The sequence below is a fragment of the Tepidisphaeraceae bacterium genome, from assembly GCA_035998445.1.
Lineage (GTDB): Bacteria > Planctomycetota > Phycisphaerae > Tepidisphaerales > Tepidisphaeraceae > DASYHQ01.
In genome coordinates this window covers 51,203-71,418 of record DASYHQ010000014.1, presented here as the reverse complement: position 1 = coordinate 71,418, position 20,216 = coordinate 51,203, and the positions used below count along the sequence as shown (strand labels likewise).

Annotated in this window: 18 protein-coding genes, 1 tRNA gene and 1 riboswitch; of the genes, 12 read left to right on the top strand and 7 right to left on the bottom strand. The window is 64.1% G+C overall.

The features are described from left to right. Positions 1 to 693: 693 nt before the first annotated feature. Positions 694 to 1,038, top strand: a complete 345-nt coding sequence (locus VGN72_05285) for a hypothetical protein (protein HEV7298759.1) — start codon at positions 694 to 696, stop codon at positions 1,036 to 1,038. A 198-nt stretch (positions 1,039 to 1,236) separates the two neighbouring features. On the opposite strand, the gene VGN72_05280 is transcribed toward VGN72_05285, so the two are convergent. Beyond that, positions 1,237 to 2,802, bottom strand: a complete 1,566-nt coding sequence (locus VGN72_05280) for a potassium/proton antiporter (GenBank protein ID HEV7298758.1) — start codon at positions 2,800 to 2,802, stop codon at positions 1,237 to 1,239. A gap of 177 nt (positions 2,803 to 2,979) precedes the next feature. Continuing rightward, on the bottom strand, positions 2,980 to 3,954 hold the full coding sequence (gene mdh / locus VGN72_05275) for a malate dehydrogenase (protein HEV7298757.1): 975 nt from the start codon (positions 3,952 to 3,954) through the stop codon (positions 2,980 to 2,982). A gap of 114 nt (positions 3,955 to 4,068) precedes the next feature. Between mdh and VGN72_05270 the strand changes: the two genes are divergently transcribed. Next, on the top strand, positions 4,069 to 4,989 hold the full coding sequence (locus VGN72_05270) for a hypothetical protein (GenBank protein HEV7298756.1): 921 nt from the start codon (positions 4,069 to 4,071) through the stop codon (positions 4,987 to 4,989). Positions 4,990 to 5,273: 284 nt separating this feature from the next. Beyond that, positions 5,274 to 5,606, top strand: coding sequence for a tetratricopeptide repeat protein (locus tag VGN72_05265; GenBank protein ID HEV7298755.1), 333 nt, complete (start codon positions 5,274 to 5,276; stop codon positions 5,604 to 5,606). 48 nt (positions 5,607 to 5,654) lie between these two features. Here the strand turns inward: VGN72_05265 and VGN72_05260 are convergent, their stop codons facing one another. The 3 genes from VGN72_05260 to VGN72_05250 form a co-directional block, all read right to left on the bottom strand. Further along, positions 5,655 to 6,113, bottom strand: a complete 459-nt coding sequence (locus tag VGN72_05260; GenBank protein ID HEV7298754.1) for a hypothetical protein — start codon at positions 6,111 to 6,113, stop codon at positions 5,655 to 5,657. A gap of 15 nt (positions 6,114 to 6,128) precedes the next feature. Beyond that, positions 6,129 to 7,304 carry a glycoside hydrolase family 57 protein gene (locus VGN72_05255; protein ID HEV7298753.1) on the bottom strand — a complete coding sequence of 392 codons (1,176 nt, stop codon included), beginning with the start codon at positions 7,302 to 7,304 and terminating at the stop codon, positions 6,129 to 6,131. 627 nt (positions 7,305 to 7,931) lie between these two features. Continuing rightward, positions 7,932 to 8,375, bottom strand: coding sequence for a response regulator (locus VGN72_05250; protein ID HEV7298752.1), 444 nt, complete (start codon positions 8,373 to 8,375; stop codon positions 7,932 to 7,934). A gap of 174 nt (positions 8,376 to 8,549) precedes the next feature. Continuing rightward, positions 8,550 to 8,690, top strand: a riboswitch (SAM riboswitch). Between the two features lie 175 nt (positions 8,691 to 8,865). On the opposite strand from VGN72_05250, the gene thrC reads away from it, so the two are divergent. The 9 genes from thrC to rnr all read left to right on the top strand — a co-directional run bounded on the left by thrC (position 8,866) and on the right by rnr (position 19,437). Then, positions 8,866 to 10,116, top strand: coding sequence for a threonine synthase (gene thrC, locus VGN72_05245; protein ID HEV7298751.1), 1,251 nt, complete (start codon positions 8,866 to 8,868; stop codon positions 10,114 to 10,116). Positions 10,117 to 10,325: 209 nt separating this feature from the next. After that, on the top strand, positions 10,326 to 11,303 hold the full coding sequence (locus VGN72_05240) for a hypothetical protein (GenBank protein HEV7298750.1): 978 nt from the start codon (positions 10,326 to 10,328) through the stop codon (positions 11,301 to 11,303). A 10-nt stretch (positions 11,304 to 11,313) separates the two neighbouring features. After that, complete coding sequence (locus VGN72_05235; protein HEV7298749.1) at positions 11,314 to 11,589, top strand: MoaD/ThiS family protein; 276 nt, start codon at positions 11,314 to 11,316, stop codon at positions 11,587 to 11,589. An 84-nt stretch (positions 11,590 to 11,673) separates the two neighbouring features. Continuing rightward, positions 11,674 to 12,261 (top strand): Uma2 family endonuclease, encoded by a 588-nt coding sequence (locus VGN72_05230; GenBank protein HEV7298748.1) that lies wholly within the window; start codon positions 11,674 to 11,676, stop codon positions 12,259 to 12,261. A 26-nt stretch (positions 12,262 to 12,287) separates the two neighbouring features. Beyond that, positions 12,288 to 13,844, top strand: coding sequence for an MBOAT family protein (locus VGN72_05225; GenBank protein ID HEV7298747.1), 1,557 nt, complete (start codon positions 12,288 to 12,290; stop codon positions 13,842 to 13,844). Positions 13,845 to 13,870: 26 nt separating this feature from the next. Further along, the gene (locus VGN72_05220) at positions 13,871 to 15,010 is read left to right on the top strand and encodes a hypothetical protein (protein HEV7298746.1); all 1,140 of its coding nucleotides are present in this window, start codon (positions 13,871 to 13,873) and stop codon (positions 15,008 to 15,010) included. A gap of 61 nt (positions 15,011 to 15,071) precedes the next feature. Further along, positions 15,072 to 15,323 carry an NIL domain-containing protein gene (locus tag VGN72_05215; GenBank protein HEV7298745.1) on the top strand — a complete coding sequence of 84 codons (252 nt, stop codon included), beginning with the start codon at positions 15,072 to 15,074 and terminating at the stop codon, positions 15,321 to 15,323. Between the two features lie 326 nt (positions 15,324 to 15,649). Further along, the gene (locus VGN72_05210) at positions 15,650 to 16,426 is read left to right on the top strand and encodes a PEP-CTERM sorting domain-containing protein (GenBank protein HEV7298744.1); all 777 of its coding nucleotides are present in this window, start codon (positions 15,650 to 15,652) and stop codon (positions 16,424 to 16,426) included. A gap of 392 nt (positions 16,427 to 16,818) precedes the next feature. Then, a complete protein-coding gene (gene rnr / locus VGN72_05205) occupies positions 16,819 to 19,437 on the top strand; it encodes a ribonuclease R (GenBank protein ID HEV7298743.1) in 2,619 nt (872 codons plus the stop codon). Positions 19,438 to 19,586: 149 nt separating this feature from the next. Here rnr and VGN72_05200 read toward each other — a convergent pair. Next, positions 19,587 to 19,674 (bottom strand) — tRNA-Ser (locus VGN72_05200). A gap of 151 nt (positions 19,675 to 19,825) precedes the next feature. Continuing rightward, on the bottom strand, positions 19,826 to 20,203 hold the full coding sequence (locus tag VGN72_05195) for a hypothetical protein (GenBank protein ID HEV7298742.1): 378 nt from the start codon (positions 20,201 to 20,203) through the stop codon (positions 19,826 to 19,828). Positions 20,204 to 20,216: the final 13 nt, after the last annotated feature.

The window sequence follows — 20,216 nt, the reverse complement described above, 5'->3', positions numbered from 1 at the left end:
CTTCTGCGCCAGGAACTTCGCCCGCGCCGCCGTCACCTTCGCCGACCACGCCGTCACCGCCGGCGCGCTGCTGCCGATCGCCACGGCGTTGGCCGTCCACGGCGTCACGTGCTCCTCTGCGAACTGGATCTTCCCTGCGATGTCCTTCGGTCTTGCGCTCATGTCACAACTCCCTTTGTCATGCGGCGCCGCCCCGCCCGCCCCAGCCAGTCGCCCCGGTCGCACGACCGATCGCACCGCCGACGCTGCGTCACGCCCACGCAACATCGACCCGCCCGCAGCGCGACTTAACATCCCCGCAAAGAATCGTCCCCAAACCCCATTTAAACCCCATTACGCCAGTCCGCACGCCCCGACCCTATCATTCAGGTGCCTTCCCCGACGACCCAGCTCCCTTCCCGAACGACCCAGCTGCCTTCCCCGACGACCCAGCCCCCTTCCCGAACGACCCAGCTGCCTCCCCCGACGACCCAGCCCCCTTCCCGAACGACCCAGCCGCCTCCCCCGATGACCCAGCTCCCTTCCCGAACGACCCAGCTGCCTCCCCCGATGACCCAGAAATCCTCGAAACCGATTCTTGTAGGGTCCGCCGGTACGCCTGCGGACCGTTTCGGTTTACGATGAGCGAAGCTGGTCCGCAGGCGTACCTGCGGACCCTACGAAACTTTGTTTTACCCAGCGGAGTGGTGGCCTATGCCTGACGACAGCCGACCCGAGCCCCGACCGCCGCGGCGACCAATCACATGGCTGTTCAATCTCGGCCTGCTTACTTACCTGATATGCGTGCTTGGCTTTGAAATGCTGCTCGAACCGGAGGAGATGCCGTCGGTCCCACTCGACCGTTTTTTCGAAAGCGCTCCGGTTCTCACAGTCGTCGGCGTCTCTCTGTTCGTCATCGCCGCCTTCACCTTTGCGGTGGTGATTACCTTGGCATTTTGGAATCGTTTCTTGACGGACGTGTTCAAGGTTCGCTCCATCAATGCGGCGGAGGCGGTTGCCCTGAATCTGGTGATCGCAATTTTCTTCGCTCCCGCATAACGCCGCAGGACCGGAAAAGGTGACGCAGATCGATTACTCGGATTCGACGAGGTGAGGAAAAGGGGACATCCAGAATATCCACGCCCGACCGTTGACGGCCCAACACCGCCCACGGATATTCTGGATGTCCCCGCTTCTGGTCCCTCGTTCGTTTTGCGGTTCCGATCAACGCTGCACGGGCCGGGTGCCGTTGGGCGTTCACTCTTCGGGGCCGCCGAAGAGCAGTTCGATGAAGGGTCGGTCGGGCTGGCGGAAGAAGACGTAGGCGTGGTCGCCCTTGCGCAGGGTGGTGTTGCCCTTGGGGGCCATCAGTTGGCCGTCGCGCACGATGAGCACGATCGAGGCGGCGTCGGGGAAGGTGATGTCGGCGAGGGCGGCGTCGCAGACGGCCAGGCTCTCGTCGATGTAGAACGACGCCAGCTCGCCGCCCAGCGGCATCGTCGAGTTGATCTCGAGCACGGCGGCGGGGACGGGGTGGTCGGGCACGGTTAGACCCAGCCGGCGGGTGACGGTGCGGATGGTGGCGCCGGGCACGAAGCTGCTGACCACCACGATGAAGAAGACGACGTTGAAGACCTGTTCGGCCCCCTCCACGCCGGCCAGCACGGGGAACGTCGCCAGGATGATCGGCACCGCGCCGCGCAGGCCGGTCCACCCGATGTAGAGCATGTCGCGCAGGCCGAAGCCGAACGGCCAGAGGCACGGCAGCACCGCCAGCGGGCGGGCGACGATGCCGAGGAACAGCCCGACCGCCAGCCCCATCCAGAGCACCGGCAGCAGCTTCGACGGGTAGACGAGCAACCCGAGCATGAGGAACATGCCGATCTGCGACATCCACGCCAGCGCATCGTGGATGCGCGACAGCCCCGCGCGGAACGGGATGGCCTTGTTGCCCAGCACGACGGCCGTCACGTAGACCGACAGGAAGCCGCTGCCGTTCACCACCGTCGCCAGCCCGAACGACACGAACGCCATCGCCAGCGTGAGCACGGGGTACAGGCCGACCGTCGTCAACCGCACGCGGCGCAGCAGCATCACGCCGAGGTAGCCCAGGATCAACCCGACGCCCGCGCCCACGAGCAGCTGCACCGGCACGGCCAGCAGCGGTCGCAGGCCGACGGGGCCGTCCTGAGTAAGCCATTGGATGAGCGTGGTGGTGAGGATGACGGCCATCGGGTCGTTGATGCACGACTCGACCTCGAGCGTGCGCCCGAGGCGCGGGCGCAGCTGCAACCGCCCGCCGCGCAGCACCGCGAAGACGGCGGCGGCGTCGGTCGACGACACCACCGCGCCGAGCAACAGCGCCGCGGGCCAGGGCATGCCGAGCAGGCGAGCGAACAGCGTGACCAGCGCCGCCGTCAGCAGCACGCCCGCGGTGGCCAGCACCGACGCCGGCCCGAGCACCTGCCGGATGGAGGCGGCCCGCGTGTTGAGGCCACCGTCGAACAGGATGAGCACCAGCGCCATCGTGCCCAGCCGCACGGCGATCCCGTAGTCGCTGAACTCGATCCCGCCGATCCCCTCCGACCCGCCGAGCATGCCCAGCACGAGGAACAGCAGCACGACCGGCACGCCGATGCGGTCGACCGCCTTGGAAAACAGCACGCTGACCGCCACCAGCACGCCGATCACCGTCATGAAGACCGCGGTCGCGTACGGCTCGGCGAGCGCGAGCGGTGCGGCGGGGAGGTTGAGGCAATCGATGAGCGGCATGAAGGGCAGTCCGACGCGTTGACGCTGCCGGCAGGCGAAGCCGAGGGCCATGTGCGCAGCCAAGTCGCCGGCGCGAGGCTTAAACGAATCGGGACCCGCCGGATATTACCGCGATCGCCGTCGATGGCCATCCCTGCTTCCCCGGTACCGACGCGATCCGAAACGAAGACGGCCCAACCGCCGTCGCGGTTGGGCCGTCTTCGTGTGCTATAGAGGATTGGCCGCGAACTACATCTTCACGATCTTCACCAGATCCTTCACGTGGTCGACGCTGGTCTGGAAGGCCTTCTTTTCCTCGTCGTCCATCTCGATCTCAAGGATGCGCTCGACACCCGCGGCGCCCAGCACCGCGGGCACGCCGACGAAGTAACCACCGACGCCGTATTCGGTGTCGCAGTAGACGGCGCAGGGGAGGATGCGCTTCTTGTCCTTGATGATGGCCTCGGCCATCTGCACGGTGGCGGCGGCGGGGGCGTAGTAGGCGCTGCCGGTCTTCAGCAGGTTGACGATCTCGGCGCCACCGTTGCGGGCACGCTTGATGATCTCTTCGAGGCGGTCGGGCTTCACGAGCTGCGTGATGGGGATGCCGCCGGCGAAGGTGTAGCGCTTGAGCGGGACCATGTCGTCACCGTGGCCGCCGAGCAGCAGGGCCTGGACGTCCTCGACGCTGCAGCCGATCTCGGTGGCGAGGAAGGTGCGGTAGCGGGCGGTGTCGAGCACGCCGGCCTGGCCGATGACGCGCTTGGTCGGGAAGCCGCTGGCCTTCCAGGCGACGTAGACCATGGCGTCGAGCGGGTTGCTGACGACGATGAGCACGGCGTTGGGCGAGTACTTGGCGACGTTCTCGGCGACCTGCTTGACGATGCCGGTGTTGATGGCGATGAGGTCGTCGCGGCTCATGCCGGGCTTGCGCGGCAGGCCGGCGGTGATGATGACGACGTCGCTGCCCACCGTGGGCTCGTAATCGGTCGCGCCGATGATGCGGGCGTCGAAGCCTTCGATGGGGGAGGACTGCAGCAGGTCCAAGGCTTTGCCGGCCGGGGCGGTGTTGGGGACCTTGGTCTCCTTGCCGTCCTTATCTTTAATGGTGATCTCGGGGATGTCGACGAGGACGATGTCGCCCAGTTCCTTGCTGGCGGCCCAATGGGCGGCGGTGGCCCCGACGTTGCCTGCCCCGACGATGGTGATCTTCGCGCGCTTCATGATGGTGTTCCTGTTACGGGTGAACTTGGTCGCGTTCAAAGGTAGGGGCAATCGCCGGGACTTTCAACGGGAAGGACGGCGACGGCCCAGCGGTAGGCGGGGTATGATACGGGTATGCGAAGCGTCATTCGTTCGATCGTGGTCGTGCTGCTGATGGTCACCGTGTCGCACGCGGCTGAGCCGGGGGAGGCGCAGAAGAACCAGTTCCTGCGGTTCACGAAGGACAAGAGCGGGTCGGCCAAGCTGGAGGCGTCGGTCGCGCGTTACGTCAACGACAAGAACCAGACGGTCGACCTCGTGGCGGCGGTGCACGTGGGGGACGCGGCGTACTACCAGGCGCTGAACGAGCGCTTCAAGCAGTACGACGCCGTGCTGTACGAGATGGTGAAGCCGGAAGGCGCGCCCATGCCCGCGCCCGGCGAGGCGCCGCGGTCGGGGGTGGGGGGATTGCAGAAGCTGATGACGCGGGCGCTGGACCTGACGTACCAGCTGGACGAGGTGGACTACTCGGCAGCCAACTTCGTGCATGCCGATCTGGATACCGAGACGTTTTTACGCCGAATGGACGAGCGGGGCGAGTCGCTACTGTCGCTGATGCTGAAGGCGATGCTGGACGGCATGAACCGCCCGCAGACGGGCATGAACCATCCCGACGTGCAACTGGGCGCGTTGCTGTTCGCGCTGCAGGCGCCGGATCGCCCGACGCAGCTGAAGCATTTCCTCGGCCAGCAGTTCCAGAACCTGGACCAGCAGACGGCGTCGATGGAGGGCACGGTGCTGCTGACCGATCGCAACGACGCCGCGATCGCCGTGCTCGCCGACACGCTGAAGGAGGGCAAGAAGAACATCGCGATCTTCTACGGCGCCGCCCATTTGCGGGGGATGGAACGCGACCTGGTGAACAAGATGAACTTCAAGCCGACTGGCGAGGAATGGCTGACCGCGTGGGACATCGCCGTGCCGCTGCCGGTGGAGGCGGCGATCCGGCCGGCGGCGACGCGGCCGGTAGCAACGCGGCCGGCGGCGGTGAAGTAGGGGGTGGCGACAGTAGGTGGGCAGGTGCTGAACGTGTGGGTGTCGCGGTCATGTCGCGTGTCCTCCCGAAGGGAGCGGTAGCGACCTGAGGGATCTCCCACAGCCTAGCACCGTCCGTCAATCGAGATCCCTCGAGTCGCTACCGCTCCGCTCGGGATGACAGCGGGGGCATGGCTCGTCGTTCGTCACTCGTAGCCGTTCGTCATTCAGAATCAACCTCACCCAGCCTCTCCCGGCGTACCGGGAGAGGGGCCAGAGGGAGTCGCTAGTTAGAAGGACTGATCATGGCAGGGATGGATCTCCCAAAGCTTCGCAAGCTGGTGTCGCTGGACGAGAACGACCCGTTAAGCCGGTTCGCGCTCGGGCGGAAGTTGCTGGAGATGAACGAGTCGCCCGCCATGCTCGAAGAGGCAGCGGGGCACTTGCGGTTCTCGAATCAGCATGCGCCGGATCATCTGGCGACGTATCACCTGCTGGGGCAGACGCTCATCCAGTTGGGCCAGACCGACGAGGCGAGGCGCGTGCTGCAGGAAGGCGTGAAGCGCGTGCGCGGCGTCGGTGAAGGAATGGGGCGAGACCTGGGGCCGGCGATGTCGGAGATGCTGGCGAAGCTATAGGGGCGGGTGTGGTCTACGGCGACGGTGTCACGCATCGCGGGCAGGAGCTCAGCGGCCGCCGTAGAGGGTTTCGATCACCGAGGCCATCGGCAGGACCATCGCCAGCACGTAGGCGCCGACGATCAACATCGTGAACGTGTAGACGAGGCGTTGCATCAAGCGCCAGCGGATCTGCCGACCGGCGGCAGCCTGCGCCCGGAACACGGGGAGCAACGCGAACGGGATCGCGAAGAAGGCCGGTGCCAGCAGCAGCCAGCCGTAGTCGCGGCCGACCCAGCGGCTCATCGACAGCACGAGCTTTGTGAACCCTGGCAGCTCCGTCTTAAAGTTGATGAAGATCGACTCGAAGATCGGCGTGACGAACATCGCCAGCAGCACGAGTACCACCCACACGCTCACGCTCAGCACCATCGCCCGGGCCGCCTGGCCCACGGCGCGCGAGGTGAGCCGTGGATCATCCCCTTGTGCCGAATACGGCAGCGGCTCGGGCGATGACGGTCGCGTCATGGCAAGCCTCCAGCGTTAGGTGCGCACGCGGGTCTGGACGTTGTCCAGGACGTTCATGAAATTGATGTAGCTGTCGTACGGGCTCTCGTACGGGCTGAAGTACTTGTGGACGTCGCCGTCGGACCAGTGCTTTGTGCACATGTAATAAAAGTGGTCGCTGGTGGTTAAGCGGCGCCAGTCTTCCATCAGCTGGGGGTCGTTCTTTTCCTTGATCGCGCCCTCCAGCTTGTACAGCTCGTGCAGCGCGTTGGACTGCATGGCGTTGCCGAGCCAGGCGGACAGATCGCGCTCGGTGTCGGCCCAGCTGGTCATGTGGGGCACGTCGATCTCGCCGACGGGCTCGTAGGCATCGATGACCTGCGACGGCGTGAGGAACTCGTTGCCGCTGGTGGCGAGGATGGCGGCGGGCAGGTGTTCGAGGAAGTCGAAAATGCCGGTGTCGGCCCACTGGTGTTCGCCGAACGTTTCGTAGTCCATGAACAGGTTGCAGATCGACCCGTTGCCGTTGATCTGGTTGACCCACGTCGCGAACTTGTCGGCCGTCAATGGCCACTGCTCCCAGCTGCGGTTGCTGAAGCGGAAGGCGATGTCGTCGCTCAGGCGGTAGTTCTTCAGCAGCAGCTTCAGCTTCGGCGCGTGCGGCGGGCGGTAGACGTAGTTCGGGCTGCGGTACCCCAGCACGCTGTCGACACCCTCAGCCAAAATCGCGTCGTAGCCCATGTGGCTGACGAAATGAGCCAAGTCGTTGTTGTAAATGAGCTCGGTGTTGCGGAAGACGCGCGGTTCCTGCCCGAACAGCGACTTGATCTTCTCGCGGTGCTTCTCGACCTGTGCCCGGAACTCTTCTCGCGTGTATAGGAAGCCCAGCGAGTGGTGGTGCGTCTCATCGAGAAATTCAACGCAGCCGGTGTCGTTCAGCTGGCGGAAGGTTTCGATGACCTCGGGGGCGAACTGCTCGAACTGTTCCATCGCCACGCCGGAGATCGAGTAGGCGATGCGGAACTTGCCGCCGTGCTGCTGGATGAGTTCCAGCATGAGCCGGTTGGCCGGCAGGTAGCACTTGTGCGCCACCTTGCGGCAGATCTCGGCGTTCTTGTGGTCGTCGAAGTAATGGCGGTCGGTATCGAAGACGCTGTAACGACGCAGCCGGAAGGGTTGATGAACCTGAAAGTAGAAGCAGACCGAAGCCATGGACCGAGCCTTTGGTACGTTTGATTTCGGATTGTACTTATGCGGGCGCGGGAATCTACGGAGAGGTTGTATTCGATGGCGCAGAAGCGTTTTGGCTTTAAGTGGAGGGTGGGCCGTGGGTGTTTTGGTGGAGGAAGAGACGCGAAGGCGCGAAGAAGGCGCGAAGGAGAGCGAGGATGTTGCGCCGATTCGATGTGAAATGCGCAGCGCGGGCGTAGAGATGGATAGCGCGTTCTTTGATAATTGAATAGGCGGTGCGGAGGACGGGGCCGGAATCCATTGCCATCAACCGATGGTGCAAAATGGTGCATAATGGTGCACGGATTTGCGTTTTGCCTTACCCATACCGCCGTCGTGGCGGCAGGTTGCGACATCTCTTCGCGATTGCTTCGCGGCTTCGCGTCTTCGCGTCTCTTCTTTGTTGGTGGAAGCGCGAGGCTTGCGCAAAGAGAGACAAACAAGAATGTGCGTCCCACCAAGAGAAGAAATGACAGAAGAGACACAGGCAAGAATGCCTGTGCCACAAAAGAGAGTCGGAGGAATACGGGGAGAAATGCCGGGGGAGAAACAGGCAGGAATGCCTGTCCTACAGAAGAGAGAAGAGCGAACAGCGCGAAGCGATGGCGGCTAGACGGAATCGCCTTCCGGTCCGGCGGCGGGCAGTTCGCCGTTGAGTTGCAGATCGAGAATGCCGAGCAGTTGGTCGGGGTCGATCGGCTTCAATAGCAGCGGCGGAAGCGCGCGGTCGGGCAACAGGTGAATCTTGTGTTGGATGCTGTCGAGCGGCATGCCGCTGAGCAGGATGACCGGCAGCGAGCGGCGGTGTTCCTGCACGTAGCTCAGCACACCGAAGCCGTCGACGTCGGGCATGTTCAGGTCGAGCAGGACGGCGTCGATCTGGCGATGCTTCAGTTGCTGGATGGCCGACTCACCGTCACCGGCCTCGTCGACCTCGAAGCCTTCGCGGCGCAGTAAATGCGCCAGCGCCAGCCGCTCGACCGGCGCGTCATCGCAAAGCAGGACACGCGTGGGGCGGGGCTGAGGCTCGTCGATTGGTGCGAACGCAACCATATGTTAGGGAAGTATGCGTTACCCGCGCCATTACAGCAACGACTAATTTGATCGGCAGTTACATTCATTTTGACGTCCTCGTCCACCTCCAATGGCTGAGGCCGATTGCCGGGAATGGAATTGACACTCGCGGCCGGCGACGTAGAATCGGGGCGTACGACAACTGAATATTCGCTCTTATCCAGAGTGGTCGAGGGTTGGGCCCGACGACGCCACAGCAACCGTCCGTGCGAGAGATCGCGGGATAGGTGCTAACTCCCGCCTGCGATGCGATCCCCGAAATTTTTGGGGACACGATCGCCGGGCAGATAAGAAGACGCTCGGGCATTCGCGCCCGCATGGAGCCTCTTCTTATTCGGGAAGAGGCTCGTTTCGTTTTGCGAGGTTCCTCGGTCTGTTGACCGCGGGCCGTCAGCGAAACGAACGTCCGTCGCCATCCCCACCTTCATCCACCACGGACAACTGACGACGGACAAAGGACAGGACAGCAATGAGCTACGTTCTCGGATTGAAGTGCAAGGAGTGCGGCCACCGCGTTGCGGTGTCGCCGGTCCACGTGTGCGAGCAGTGTTTCGGCCCGTACGAGGTCGAGTACGACTACGACGCCATGCGCGGCAAGGTGACGCGCGAGTCGATCACCGCCGGCCCGAAAAGCCTCTGGCGATACAAGGACCTGCTGCCGGTCGATCGGCCGGTGACCGGGTTCCACTCCGGCTTCACGCCGTTGAAGCGGGCCGACCGCCTGGCGACGGAACTGGGTTGCAGCAACCTCTGGATCAAGGACGATTCCTGCAACTATCCTACGTACTCGTACAAGGAGCGCGTGGTGTCGGTCGCCATCAGCAAGGCGGTCGAGTTCGGGTTTGACACGGTGGGGTGCGCCAGCACGGGCAACCTCGCCAACAGCACCGCCGCCCACGCGGCGCAGGCGGGGCTGAAGTGCTACGTGATGATCCCCCACGATTTGGAACAGGGGAAGGTGCTGGGCAGCCTGATCTTCGGGCCGACCATGGTCCGCATTAAGGGCAACTACGACGACGTGAACCGCCTGTGTACCGAGATTGCCGACAAGTACGGCTGGGCGATCGTGAACGTGAACCTGCGTCCCTACTACACCGAAGGGGCCAAGACCTACGGCTTCGAGATTGCCGAGCAGTTCGGCTGGCAACTGCCGCAGCACACCGTCGTGCCGACGGCCGGTGGGACGATTTTGCCCAAGATCTACAAGGCGTATCAGGAGTTCATCACGCTGGGCATCGTCGAAGACAACAAGCCGAAGATTTACAGTGCGCAGGCGGCCGGTTGCAACCCGGTGGTGACGGCGATCAAGAAGGGCAGCGACATCATCGAGCCGCAAAAGCCCAACACGATCGCCAAGAGCATCGCGATCGGCAACCCCGCCGACGGTTACTACGCCGCCAACGTGGTGCGCGACAGCGGTGGCTGGGGTGAGAGCGCGACCGACCGCGAGATCGTCGACGCGATCAAGCTGCTGGCCAAGACCGAAGGCATCTGGACCGAACCGGCCGGTGGCACCACGCTGGCGGCGGCGATCAAGCTGATCCAGCAGGGGCGCATCCCGCGCGACGAGAGCATCGTCGTCAGCATCACCGGCAACGGCCTGAAGACGCTGGAGGTGGTCGCCGACGATTTGCCGTATCCGGTGGTGATCGAGCCGAAGCTGAGCGAGTTTGACGGGCTGCTGGAAGCGAATGGCGTGCGCGAGCCGGCGCTGGTGTAACGAAGATTTTGAACCGCCAAGTACGCCAAGAACGCGGAAAGCCGTCGCATGTGATCCGGTCCCTCTCCCGGTACTCCGGGAGAGGTCAGGTGAGGGTGATTTCGTACTGCAGGCGACGCGAGCAGCTCAAAATCACCCTCGCTAAGCCTCCCATGAGTACATGGGAGAGGGACCGGAGTAAGATCGTCACCATCGAAAAGGGGATCGTTATGCGACAAAAACGTCCTTCCGCTGCGGTGCTGCTGGCCGTCGTGCTGTCGTGGCCACTGATGGCGCACGCGGCCGATGATGCGACTGCGCCTAAGACCGAGCCACCCGCGGCCACGGCGAAGCCTCCGAAGGCCCCGCCGGTGAAGCCGAAGAAGCCCGCGGCCGACCCCGCCGACGCGTTGATCACCGACGCGGTCGCCAAGCTGTCGGCCGAGTATGACATGGCGAGAAAGGGTGGGTCGCTGCGCACCGATGCCGACTTCTTCGAGGGCCAACCCCCAGCGGCGCTCACGCCCGAGAAGGTGCTGGGCGCCATCGCCAAACCCGTTGCCAAGGACCCGGCGCAGGACGCCTACGTCCGCTGGCAGTTGCTGTCGGCGATCCCGGGCACGATTGACGATGAAAAGCTGGCAGAGAAGGTCCTCGCGATTTATCGCGGCGCGCCACGACCCATGACGCGCATCGCCACGGAGTTCAACAACCGCAAGGTGGTGAACCGAATGGTGCAGGACCGCAGCTTGCCCGATGCCGTGGCCAAGGCGCAGTTCGACGACGCGATCGTGAAGTGGACGGCGTACAACGTGCCGATCTACGCGTTCCGCGACGCGCTGCTGCTGAAGGCCGCCCCGTCATCGGACCTGATCATCGCCGGCCTGGCCGATGCCGCCGACCGGTACCGCGCCGCCGACCCCGATGCGGGTTCGGATCAGTTGAGCGCGGTGCAGCAGGTCACCTCGAGCTGGGCAATGAACGTGAAGCAGCCGCGGCAGAAGCTGCAGGTCGCCGATGCGGTCGAGCGTCTTCGCAAAGCGCAACCGGTCGAGTATGCTGTCGCCGTTGAGACGGGTCGCGGCAACCGGTATCTACGGTTCAGCTACACGCAGCCCAGCCGGCTGCAACTCGATGAGATTCTCGAAGCGATGCGCGTCAGCCCCGTGGGTGGCGCTGCGGACAATTCCGATAAGAAGGGCAGATAAGGTAACCGGTATGAGCATCAAGGTTCGCATCCCCTCCCCCCTACGCACGTACACGAACGGCGCCGACGCCGTACAGGCCGACGGCGCCAACGTCGGTGAAGTGCTGAACGACCTGAAGACCAAGGCCAGCGGCATCGAGACCCGCCTGTTCAAGGGCCCGACGCAGCTCAACCGCTTCGTCAACATCTACGTGAACGAGGAGGATATCCGCTTCATGCAGAACCTCGACACGCCGGTGAAGGAAGGCGACGAGATCAGCATCGTCCCGGCGATCGCGGGCGGGTGATTGGGAGCTGACGCGTTGCTGCGGTTCGATCCGCCGATTATTGGGTGAATTGCCAGGCGCGTTGCGCATCGTTACCCTTTGGACATGGGACTGCCACTCGTAAGAAAGCGATTTACGCCAGCCGAGTACTACCGGCTCGAACACGACGCGGCGTACAAAAGCGACTACTACGAGGGCGAGATCTACGACATGTCAGGCGGGACGTCGGGCCACAGCCTGATCATCACAAACCTGAGTGCCACGTTGTGGAACGCCGTGCGTAAGGGGCCATGCCGTGTTCAGGATTCCAACCTGCGGGTTGCGATTCTGAGGACCGGTTTGCGCACGTACCCGGACGTCAGCATCTACTGCAAACCCGTCGAGTTCGACCCGGAAGATCCCGATCTAACGACCGCGGTCAATCCCACCGTGCTGTTCGAGGTCCTCTCACCGACCACCGAACGTTACGACCGCGGCACGAAGGCGGACCATTATCGGCAGATCGATTCGCTGGTGGCTTATGCCCTCGTATGGCAGCATCAACCCAAGATCGAGATCTTCATCCGCAGCGACGCGACGTGGCAGTCGACCATCGCGACGGGCCTCACGGCTTCGGTCGTTGTTCCCGGCCCAGGCGTGACGCTGTCGCTGTCCGACGTGTACGAGGGCGTCTCGTTTGCTGAAGCCCGGTAGTTTGACCGCCGTGCATTGCGGAACGCATGGTCTTCAGCTCGATCCTCTTCCTTTTCTTCTTCCTGCCCGCGGCGCTGCTGTTGTACTTCGCCTCGCCGCGCGGCGGTGGGCGGATTCTCGTCCTGACGTTGCTCAGTTTCGCGTTTTACGCCTGGAGCGACCCGCGCTTCGTCCTGCTGCTGCTCTGGACGGCGGTGTTTGACTACTGCATGGGCAACGTGATCGGTGGCGCGTGGTCGCGGCGGGCGGAGGGGCCGTCGCCGGGGGTGCGGCGAGTGGCGCTGGTGATGTCGCTGACCAGCAGCATCGGGTTGCTCGTCTGGTTCAAGTACGCCGGCTTCGCGCAGGAGATGCTGAACGCCACGTTGGACCTGTGGGGCATCACCGGCTGGACCATACTGGCGGTCGTGCTGCCGGCGGGCATCTCGTTCTACACGTTTGAATCGATCAGCTACGTCGTCGACATTTACCGCGGGCACGCCAGGCCGGCGGTGGGGCGGTTTCTGGATGAGGAGCGGGAGCGACGGCAGGCAGTGCGTGCCGACGCTGCGCATCGCGGACGCGCAAGCGAAATGGCGTTGTCGCCGGTGCGCCTCTCGTTGCTCTCTCGCTTGCGCGTGGAGCTAAGGGCCTTCGTCGCGTTTGCCTGCTACCTGTCGCAGTTCCCGCACCTGGTGGCGGGGCCGATCATTCGCTATCAGGAACTGGAAGATCAACTGCATCGCCCGCGGCTGGGGTTGACGCGGTTCGCCAAGGGGGCGGTGCTGATGTCGCTGGGGCTAGCCAAGAAGGTGCTGATCGCCGACACGATCGGGCCTTCGGTCGACGTGGCGTTCGAGGCCGGTCTGATCAGCTGGCACCACGCGTGGTACGCGGCCATCGCGTTCGCGTTTCAGATCTACTTCGACTTCTCCGGCTACACCGACATGGCGATGGGGCTGGCGATGATGTTCGGCTTCCGGTTCCCGCGCAACTTTGATTCGCCGTACCGCGCGACCAGCATCACCGACTTCTGGCGTCGCTGGCACATGACGCTATCCCGCTGGCTGCGCGATTACATCTACATCTCGCTCGGCGGCAACCGCAGGGGCGAGTATCGCACGTACGTCAACCTGCTGCTGACGATGCTCATCGGTGGACTGTGGCACGGGGCGGGCATGACGTTCATCCTCTGGGGCGCGTTCCACGGCACGTGGCTCGCGATCGAACGCGCCACCGGCGCGGCCCGGCCACCGCGGCGCGGGTTGGTGGTCGTCCGCACGGTCGCGACGTTCCTGGGCGTTTGCGTGGGGTGGGTGTTCTTCCGGGCCGGCGATGTCTGGATGGCCATCAGCCGGTTGGAGAGCATGCTGGTGCCGTTCTCGCAGACGTCGCCTACGGGCGCTCTGAGCGAACTGTTCACGCTGCCCGTCACCCTCGCGATGGTCGCAGCAGCGTTGATCTCGTTCGGCGGGGTTGAGGCCTGGCGCGTCTCGCGACGATTGACGCTGCCGCGATGCGCGGTTGCAATAGGCTTGTTTTGCGTGTCGATCGTCGTGCTGGCCGTGCGGTCGTCGACGCCGTTCCTGTACTTCCAGTTTTAGGGTCATCTCGGGGGCCGAACACCATCATGCGAAGCATCTCACCAGCTAGCTCGAAGCACGCCCGCCGCCGTGCGATGCGATGGTTGCCCGTCGTCATGGTCGGTTGCCTGCTACCGTTGCTGTTCGTGCCCGGGACGTTTCATCTGCTGTACGGCGTAGACCAGGCCGATGCCGCGCGATGGCGCGGCATGTGGCGCGACGAACCGATCGCGCGCGTCCCACGGGCGCTTGAGGAAGACACGAACGTGCGCTTCCTGCCGGCGGTGGCGGCGCGGGCGCTGGTGAACGGGGTACCGGTCAAGCAGTTGCGCGTCGAGAGTCCGGAGACGCGGGAGGGCGTCGGCAACTTTGTCTTTAACGGTGTCGACTATCACGTCACGCGGTCGGCGGGCTTTCTGAACGCGCGGCTCGATCGCGGCATTCGGGCCGCCGACGCCATGGCGGACCTGTCGCGCCAGTTGCGCGCGCGCGGCATTCAACTGCTAATCGTGCCCGTGCCGGCAAAGGCGTCAATCTATCCGGAAATGGTCGACCCGGCGTACGACCTCGCGAAGGGGCCGAACCTGAACGTCGACCACGGGCGCTGGATTCAGTCGCTGCGGGACGGTGGGGTGAACGTGCTGGACCTCACCGATGCGCTCTGGCAACTGAAGGCGACCGAGCCCGTCTACTTTGCCCAGGAGACGCACTGGTCGCAGGCGGCCATGCGTCTCGCGGCGAGCCGGATCGCCTCTGAACTGCAGACGGCCGACCCGAACCTGCCGCCGGCCGACACGTTTGCGACGCGGTGGGTGCCGCACCGGCGAACGGGTGATCTGGCGCACTACGTCATCGATGGCGACCCCGCTGCGGGTACCGTTCAGGAACGCCACCTTCAGTTGATCGATGCCGACGCGCCGCTTTTGCCGGGCAATGAGGCCCCCGTCCTCGTCATCGGCGACAGCTTCGCGGCGCAGTTCGTGGAGGAGGGCGCGTCAATCTCCCAACTCATCATGAATGAACTGGGCTTGAAGGTGGAGTCGTCGGCCATCTACGGTGGCAAAGCACCGAACATCCTCAGGTCGCTGGCGGGCAAGGGGGCGTTGGATGGCAAGCGGGCGGTGGTCATGGTCTTCACGATCCGGCTGCTGATCTGCTGTGAATGGGAGCCGGTCCAGCTGCCGTAAGAACGGGGGCGAGGCGGGGCGATCGATTGACCCCGCGGGGGGGCGATCTATGATCGGCCGTATGAACACCGCCAAACGCTGCTGGTTCACGTTCCCGTCGCGGAAGCAGGTCGAGCAGCCGATCATCTGGGAGATGAGCCGCAAGTTCCCCGACGTGTCGTTTGACATAAGGCAGGCCAGCGTGCAGAACGAGATCGGCATCATGGCCGTCCTGCTGACCGGCGACGAGCAGGACGTCACCGACGCCATCGCCTTCCTGCGCTCGCGCGGCGTCACCGTCGAACCGATCGAGAAGAGCGTGGTCGAGGGGTGAGTGAGATCTGTCGCGGCGGTCCTAACGCCTTTCGTGGCTTAGAAGCTGTTTCAAACAAGCGACGTGCACTGCTGTCGAACTGTGGTACGGGTTTTCAACCCGTGTTTTTGGCATTCACCCTATGCAGGACACGGGTTGAAAACCCGTGCCACGTCCGTTGGCCGGCTGCTGGTCACAACCCATCTCACTCGTTACCACCCACACCAAAGGCGCAGTTCGCCTGCCCCTGCACGTCGCACGGCACCGCCACAGGCGTCGCGGCAAATCTTAACTTGCTTCGTCGCCGGAACCCGGTACATCTATGACCACTTAACTGGAGAGCCCGCTTGAAGATCGTCCTGACCATCGCGGCCGTTGCGTTTTCTCTCGTACCCTGCGCGGCACAGGCGGCCGTTTACGTCGATAACTTTGACGACAACGTGCGTGGGCCGCAGTGGTCTGAAGTGGCCGACGACCCGTCGCTAGCAGTATCAGAAACTTCCGGACGGTTGAACGTGCTGGCGAACGCGCCGGATAGCCCGAACTTCGACGCGATCTACCTCAGCGACGGTCCCCAAGGCTTCCGCCTGTCGACGGCGACCGACTTCGCGATCACGATCGACTACATCTTCACCGCGGCGACGCTGGACACCCCCGGTGGCGGGCTTGGGTTGGTGTTCGGTGTCGGAACCGACGAGACGGGGTTCAATTCGGCGGCAATCGGTTACGGCTATAGTGGCCTCGGGACGACCTCGACCGTCGTCGTCAGTCGTACGAATGATGATCCCACGCCCCGCGGCTTTGATCTCACCCTGCCTAACACGGGCCAGTTCGCCGTCGTGTATGTCGCGGCGAACGACGCGTTGATCTTCGGCACCTTCGTCAATGGGAACCCAACGGAAGTAGCGATTCTCGACGATGTCGTGAAAGGCGATTGGAACGCCGACAGCCTGCTCGTCTCGTTCGGCGCGCGCGGCAACGGCTACTCGACCAGCTTCGGTGACGCGTACTTCGACAACTTTGCGGTCCAGATAGGCACGCTCGTGCCCGAGCCGACGGCGCTTGCGATCATCGGCCTGTCGGCGGTCGCGCTGCTCGGCGGGCGTCGCCGACGGGCGCTTTGATTATCGCCAGCTCATCCGAAAACGTTTCCCCAGCAGGCGATCTGCCGTGCCTTGGACTGGCGTCCGACGCTCGCGGCGCGCCTGCGCGTGGGCACGCCGCTTGGCTTTGTGGCGTGGCTGGCATATCATCGGGGAGGAATTGGAGCCAGTTACGCGCGTTCGTCACACCCGCTTGCTCTGCCGTCGATTCTCGCACGTGGGTTTTCGTCCCGACCCACCGATTGCCGATTCATCCGCATTTTAAAGCGTTTACCGGAACCATGTGGCGTGACAGAATCGCCCGGACCTTCGAGAATACTGGCCGCTGAAGCGGCCAGTCCGGTGACGTAAGGGATGGGGCCCAGGGCGCACGATGACGCCACACAATCGAAAGCATTCGAATTAACACAACCATGTCCGAACAACTGAAATCCGAAATTCTCGCCAAGCTTGGCACCCAGGGTTACAAGCCCCAGGCCGAGCGCAGCCTCGCCAAGGCGATGAACGTCAGCGACAAAGACCAGATGCCCGCGTTCCGGGAAGCGCTGCGTGAGCTGATGCACATGGGACGCGTGGTGAAGGGCGTGCGCGGCTCGATCCTGCTGCCGATGCAGACCACGAGCGTCAACGAGGTCACCGGGTCGTACCGCCACAACAAGCGCGGGTTCGGCTTCGTCGTGCCGACCGACCCGTCGGGCCATGAAGACCTGTTCATCCCCGAGGGCAGCAACGGTGGCGCGATCACCGGCGACGTCGTGCGCGCCACGATCACCAGCCGGGGCAACCGCGACGGTAAGGCGATCTTCAGCGGGCGCATCTCCGAGATCGTCACCCGCACGCAGAAGAAGTTCGTCGGCTCGCTGCAAAAGCAGGGGACCACGTGGGTCGTCTTCCCGGACGGGAACATGATCACCGAGCCCATCCTGACCCCCGACGCCGCCAGCCGGCACATTCGCGTGGGCACGAAGGTCGTCGTCGAGCTCACCACTTATCCCGACCAGAACGCGCCCGCCCAGGGCGTCATCACCGACGTGCTCGGCGAGGCGGGCGAGAAGGACGTGGACCTTAAGAGCGTCATCGTCCAATACAACCTGCCCGGCGACTTCCCCGACGAGGTGAAGGCCCAGGCGCGCGAGGCGCTCGACACGTTTGACCCCGATTCAGAACGCGAGCATCGGCTGGACATCACCGACCAGATCGTCTGCACGATCGACCCGCCGGATGCCAAGGACTACGACGACGCGATCAGCCTTCGCCAGCTGCCCGACGGCAACTGGGAGCTGGGCGTTCACATCGCCGACGTCTCGCACTTCGTGCCGATCGGCACCGCGCTGGACGAGGAAGCCCGCAAGCGTGGCAACAGCTGTTACTTTCCCGGCCACGTCATCCCGATGCTGCCCGAGATTCTGTCCAACGGTGTTTGCAGCCTGCAGGAGGGCGTGCCGCGCCTGTGCAAGAGCGCGTTCATCACCTACGACGAAAACGCCAAGCCGATCCGCACGAAGTTCGCCAACACGATCATCCACTCGAACCTGCGCCTACGGTACATCGAGGCGCAGGCGATCATCGACCAGAAGGCCGTCATCCCGCACCCGGACGGCGACCGTAAGCTCAGCGACTACGACGATGCGGTGATCGATCTCGTCCACGACATGAACGACCTGGCCAAACGTCTGCAGGCCCGCCGCCGGGCGCAGGGGCAGATCGTGCTGGACCTGCCCGACATCAACCTGGTGCTGGACGAGGACGGCAAGGTCATCGACGCGGTGGAGGAGGACGACGCCTTCACGCACACGCTGATCGAGATGTTCATGGTCGAGGCCAACGAGGCCGTCGCGAGATTGCTGAACTCGCTCGGCGTGCCGTTCCTGCGCCGCACGCACCCGGCACCGGAAATGCAGAACAACGACCGTTTGCGCCAGTTCGTGCAGGTGGCCGGCTTCAAGCTGCCCAAGGAACTCGATCGCAAGGCGATCCAGAACCTGCTGGAACAGGTGAAGGGCCGCCCGGAAGGGTTCGCGATCAACCTCGCGATCCTGAAGAGCCTCACGCGGGCCGAATATTCACCGAAGCCGATCGGTCACTTCGCGCTGGCCAGCGAGCAGTACGGGCACTTCACCAGCCCGATCCGTCGCTACGCCGACCTGACGATCCACCGCCTGCTCGACCTGTACTTCGCCAACCGCAACACGGCCAAGGGCACGCGCAAGAAGAAGATCGTGATGAAGGACGCCCCCTCGTTCGGCGACCTCGTCGACCTGGGCAAGCACATCAGCTTCACCGAACGCCAGGCCGAGGCCGCCGAGCGCGAGCTGCGGCAGGTGAAGGTGCTTGAACTGATGACGAAGCACATCGGCGAGGAGTTCGACGGCGTCATCACCGGCATCACCAACTTCGGCATCTTCGTCCAGCTGCGCAAGTACCTGATCGACGGGTTGATCCGCTACGAAAACCTGATGGACGACTGGTGGGACGTCGATGAGCGCGGCGGCTTCATCCGCGGCCAACGCACGGGCAAGAAGATCGGCATCGGCGACACGTGCATCGCGCGCATCGCCCGCGTCGACGTCGCCCGCCGCGAACTGGACCTGCAGATCACCAAGGTGATCGCCAAGAGCGGCCACCAGGAATCCGTTCCCCAAGCTAAACCCGGCAGGAAGGGCGGCAACGCCCGCGGTGGCGGTGGGCGTGGTGGCAGTGGTGGCGGTCGATCGGGCGGGGGTGGTGGACGCTCAGGCGGTGGCGGTGGCGGTGGCGGTGGCCACCCAAGTGGCGGCGGCGGTGGACGATCGGGTGGCGGTCGTTCCGGTGGTGGCGGTAGTCGCTCGGGCGGGGGTGGTGGACGACCGAGTGGTGGTGGACCGTCCAGCGGAGAACGCTCGGGCGGCGGGCGCTCGGGTAGTGCCGGCAGTTCCAGCGGCGGTGGCAACCGTCGTAGTGGTGGCGGTGGCAAGGCCGAGCCCAAGAGCAGTGGCGGTGGCGGCGGTGAAAATCGCAACCAACGCGGCAAACGTCGCGGTGGTCGCGGCTAAAACCAGTGAGGCACTCAGTTACCTCGGCCGTTCCTGTTCGCCCATAGCGAGCAGCGATTACGAGTACAAAAGAGGCCGCCTTGGCGTCACTGCCAAGGCGGCCTTTTTGTTTTCCGAAGTGTGCGTCCGGGAATCAGCGAATGCGATAACGGAGGAGCTGGGATTCGAACCCAGGGGACCTTATTCAGGCCCACCAGTTTTCAAGACTGGCGCAATCGACCACTCTGCCACTCCTCCGGGGAGCGGGGCTTGAGTATAGCCCGTTAGCCCGGTCGCCCGCAAACCGAATGGTCGCGCATCCTGCCGGCCGGACTCGCCGCTTCAGCGGCCAGTTTCCTTTCCTCTGTGTACGCGAACGCCGCAGCATGACCGTGCGCGTTCCCACGTCTCAACTTCGAGCGCTCGCGGACGGTGTTGCAGGCAGCGGAAGGCCCTTCCAGTGGGTCGGTTCGATCTGGATCAGGTTGATCGCGCTGCCGTCGGGCAGGCGAACGAGCAGTTGGGATTCATCGGACATGGTGACGACGCATTCGCCACCGGCGACGCGGGTCACGTGGCCGCGGTTGCCGCTGACTGGGCCTTCGTGAGTCAGGTAGGCGCTGCGATGGTCGGGCAGGGGGACGAGGTCGGTCGGCTTCACGAGCGGCCAAGCGGTTGACCGCCAGGTGCGCAGGGCGGCACTGCCGGGCGTGGCTTCGATCAGGATGTCGTAGTGCGGCTCCACGACGCCGGTGTGGTGCAGGATGGCGAAGCGGACGGTTTGCATAACAAGGAGGTAG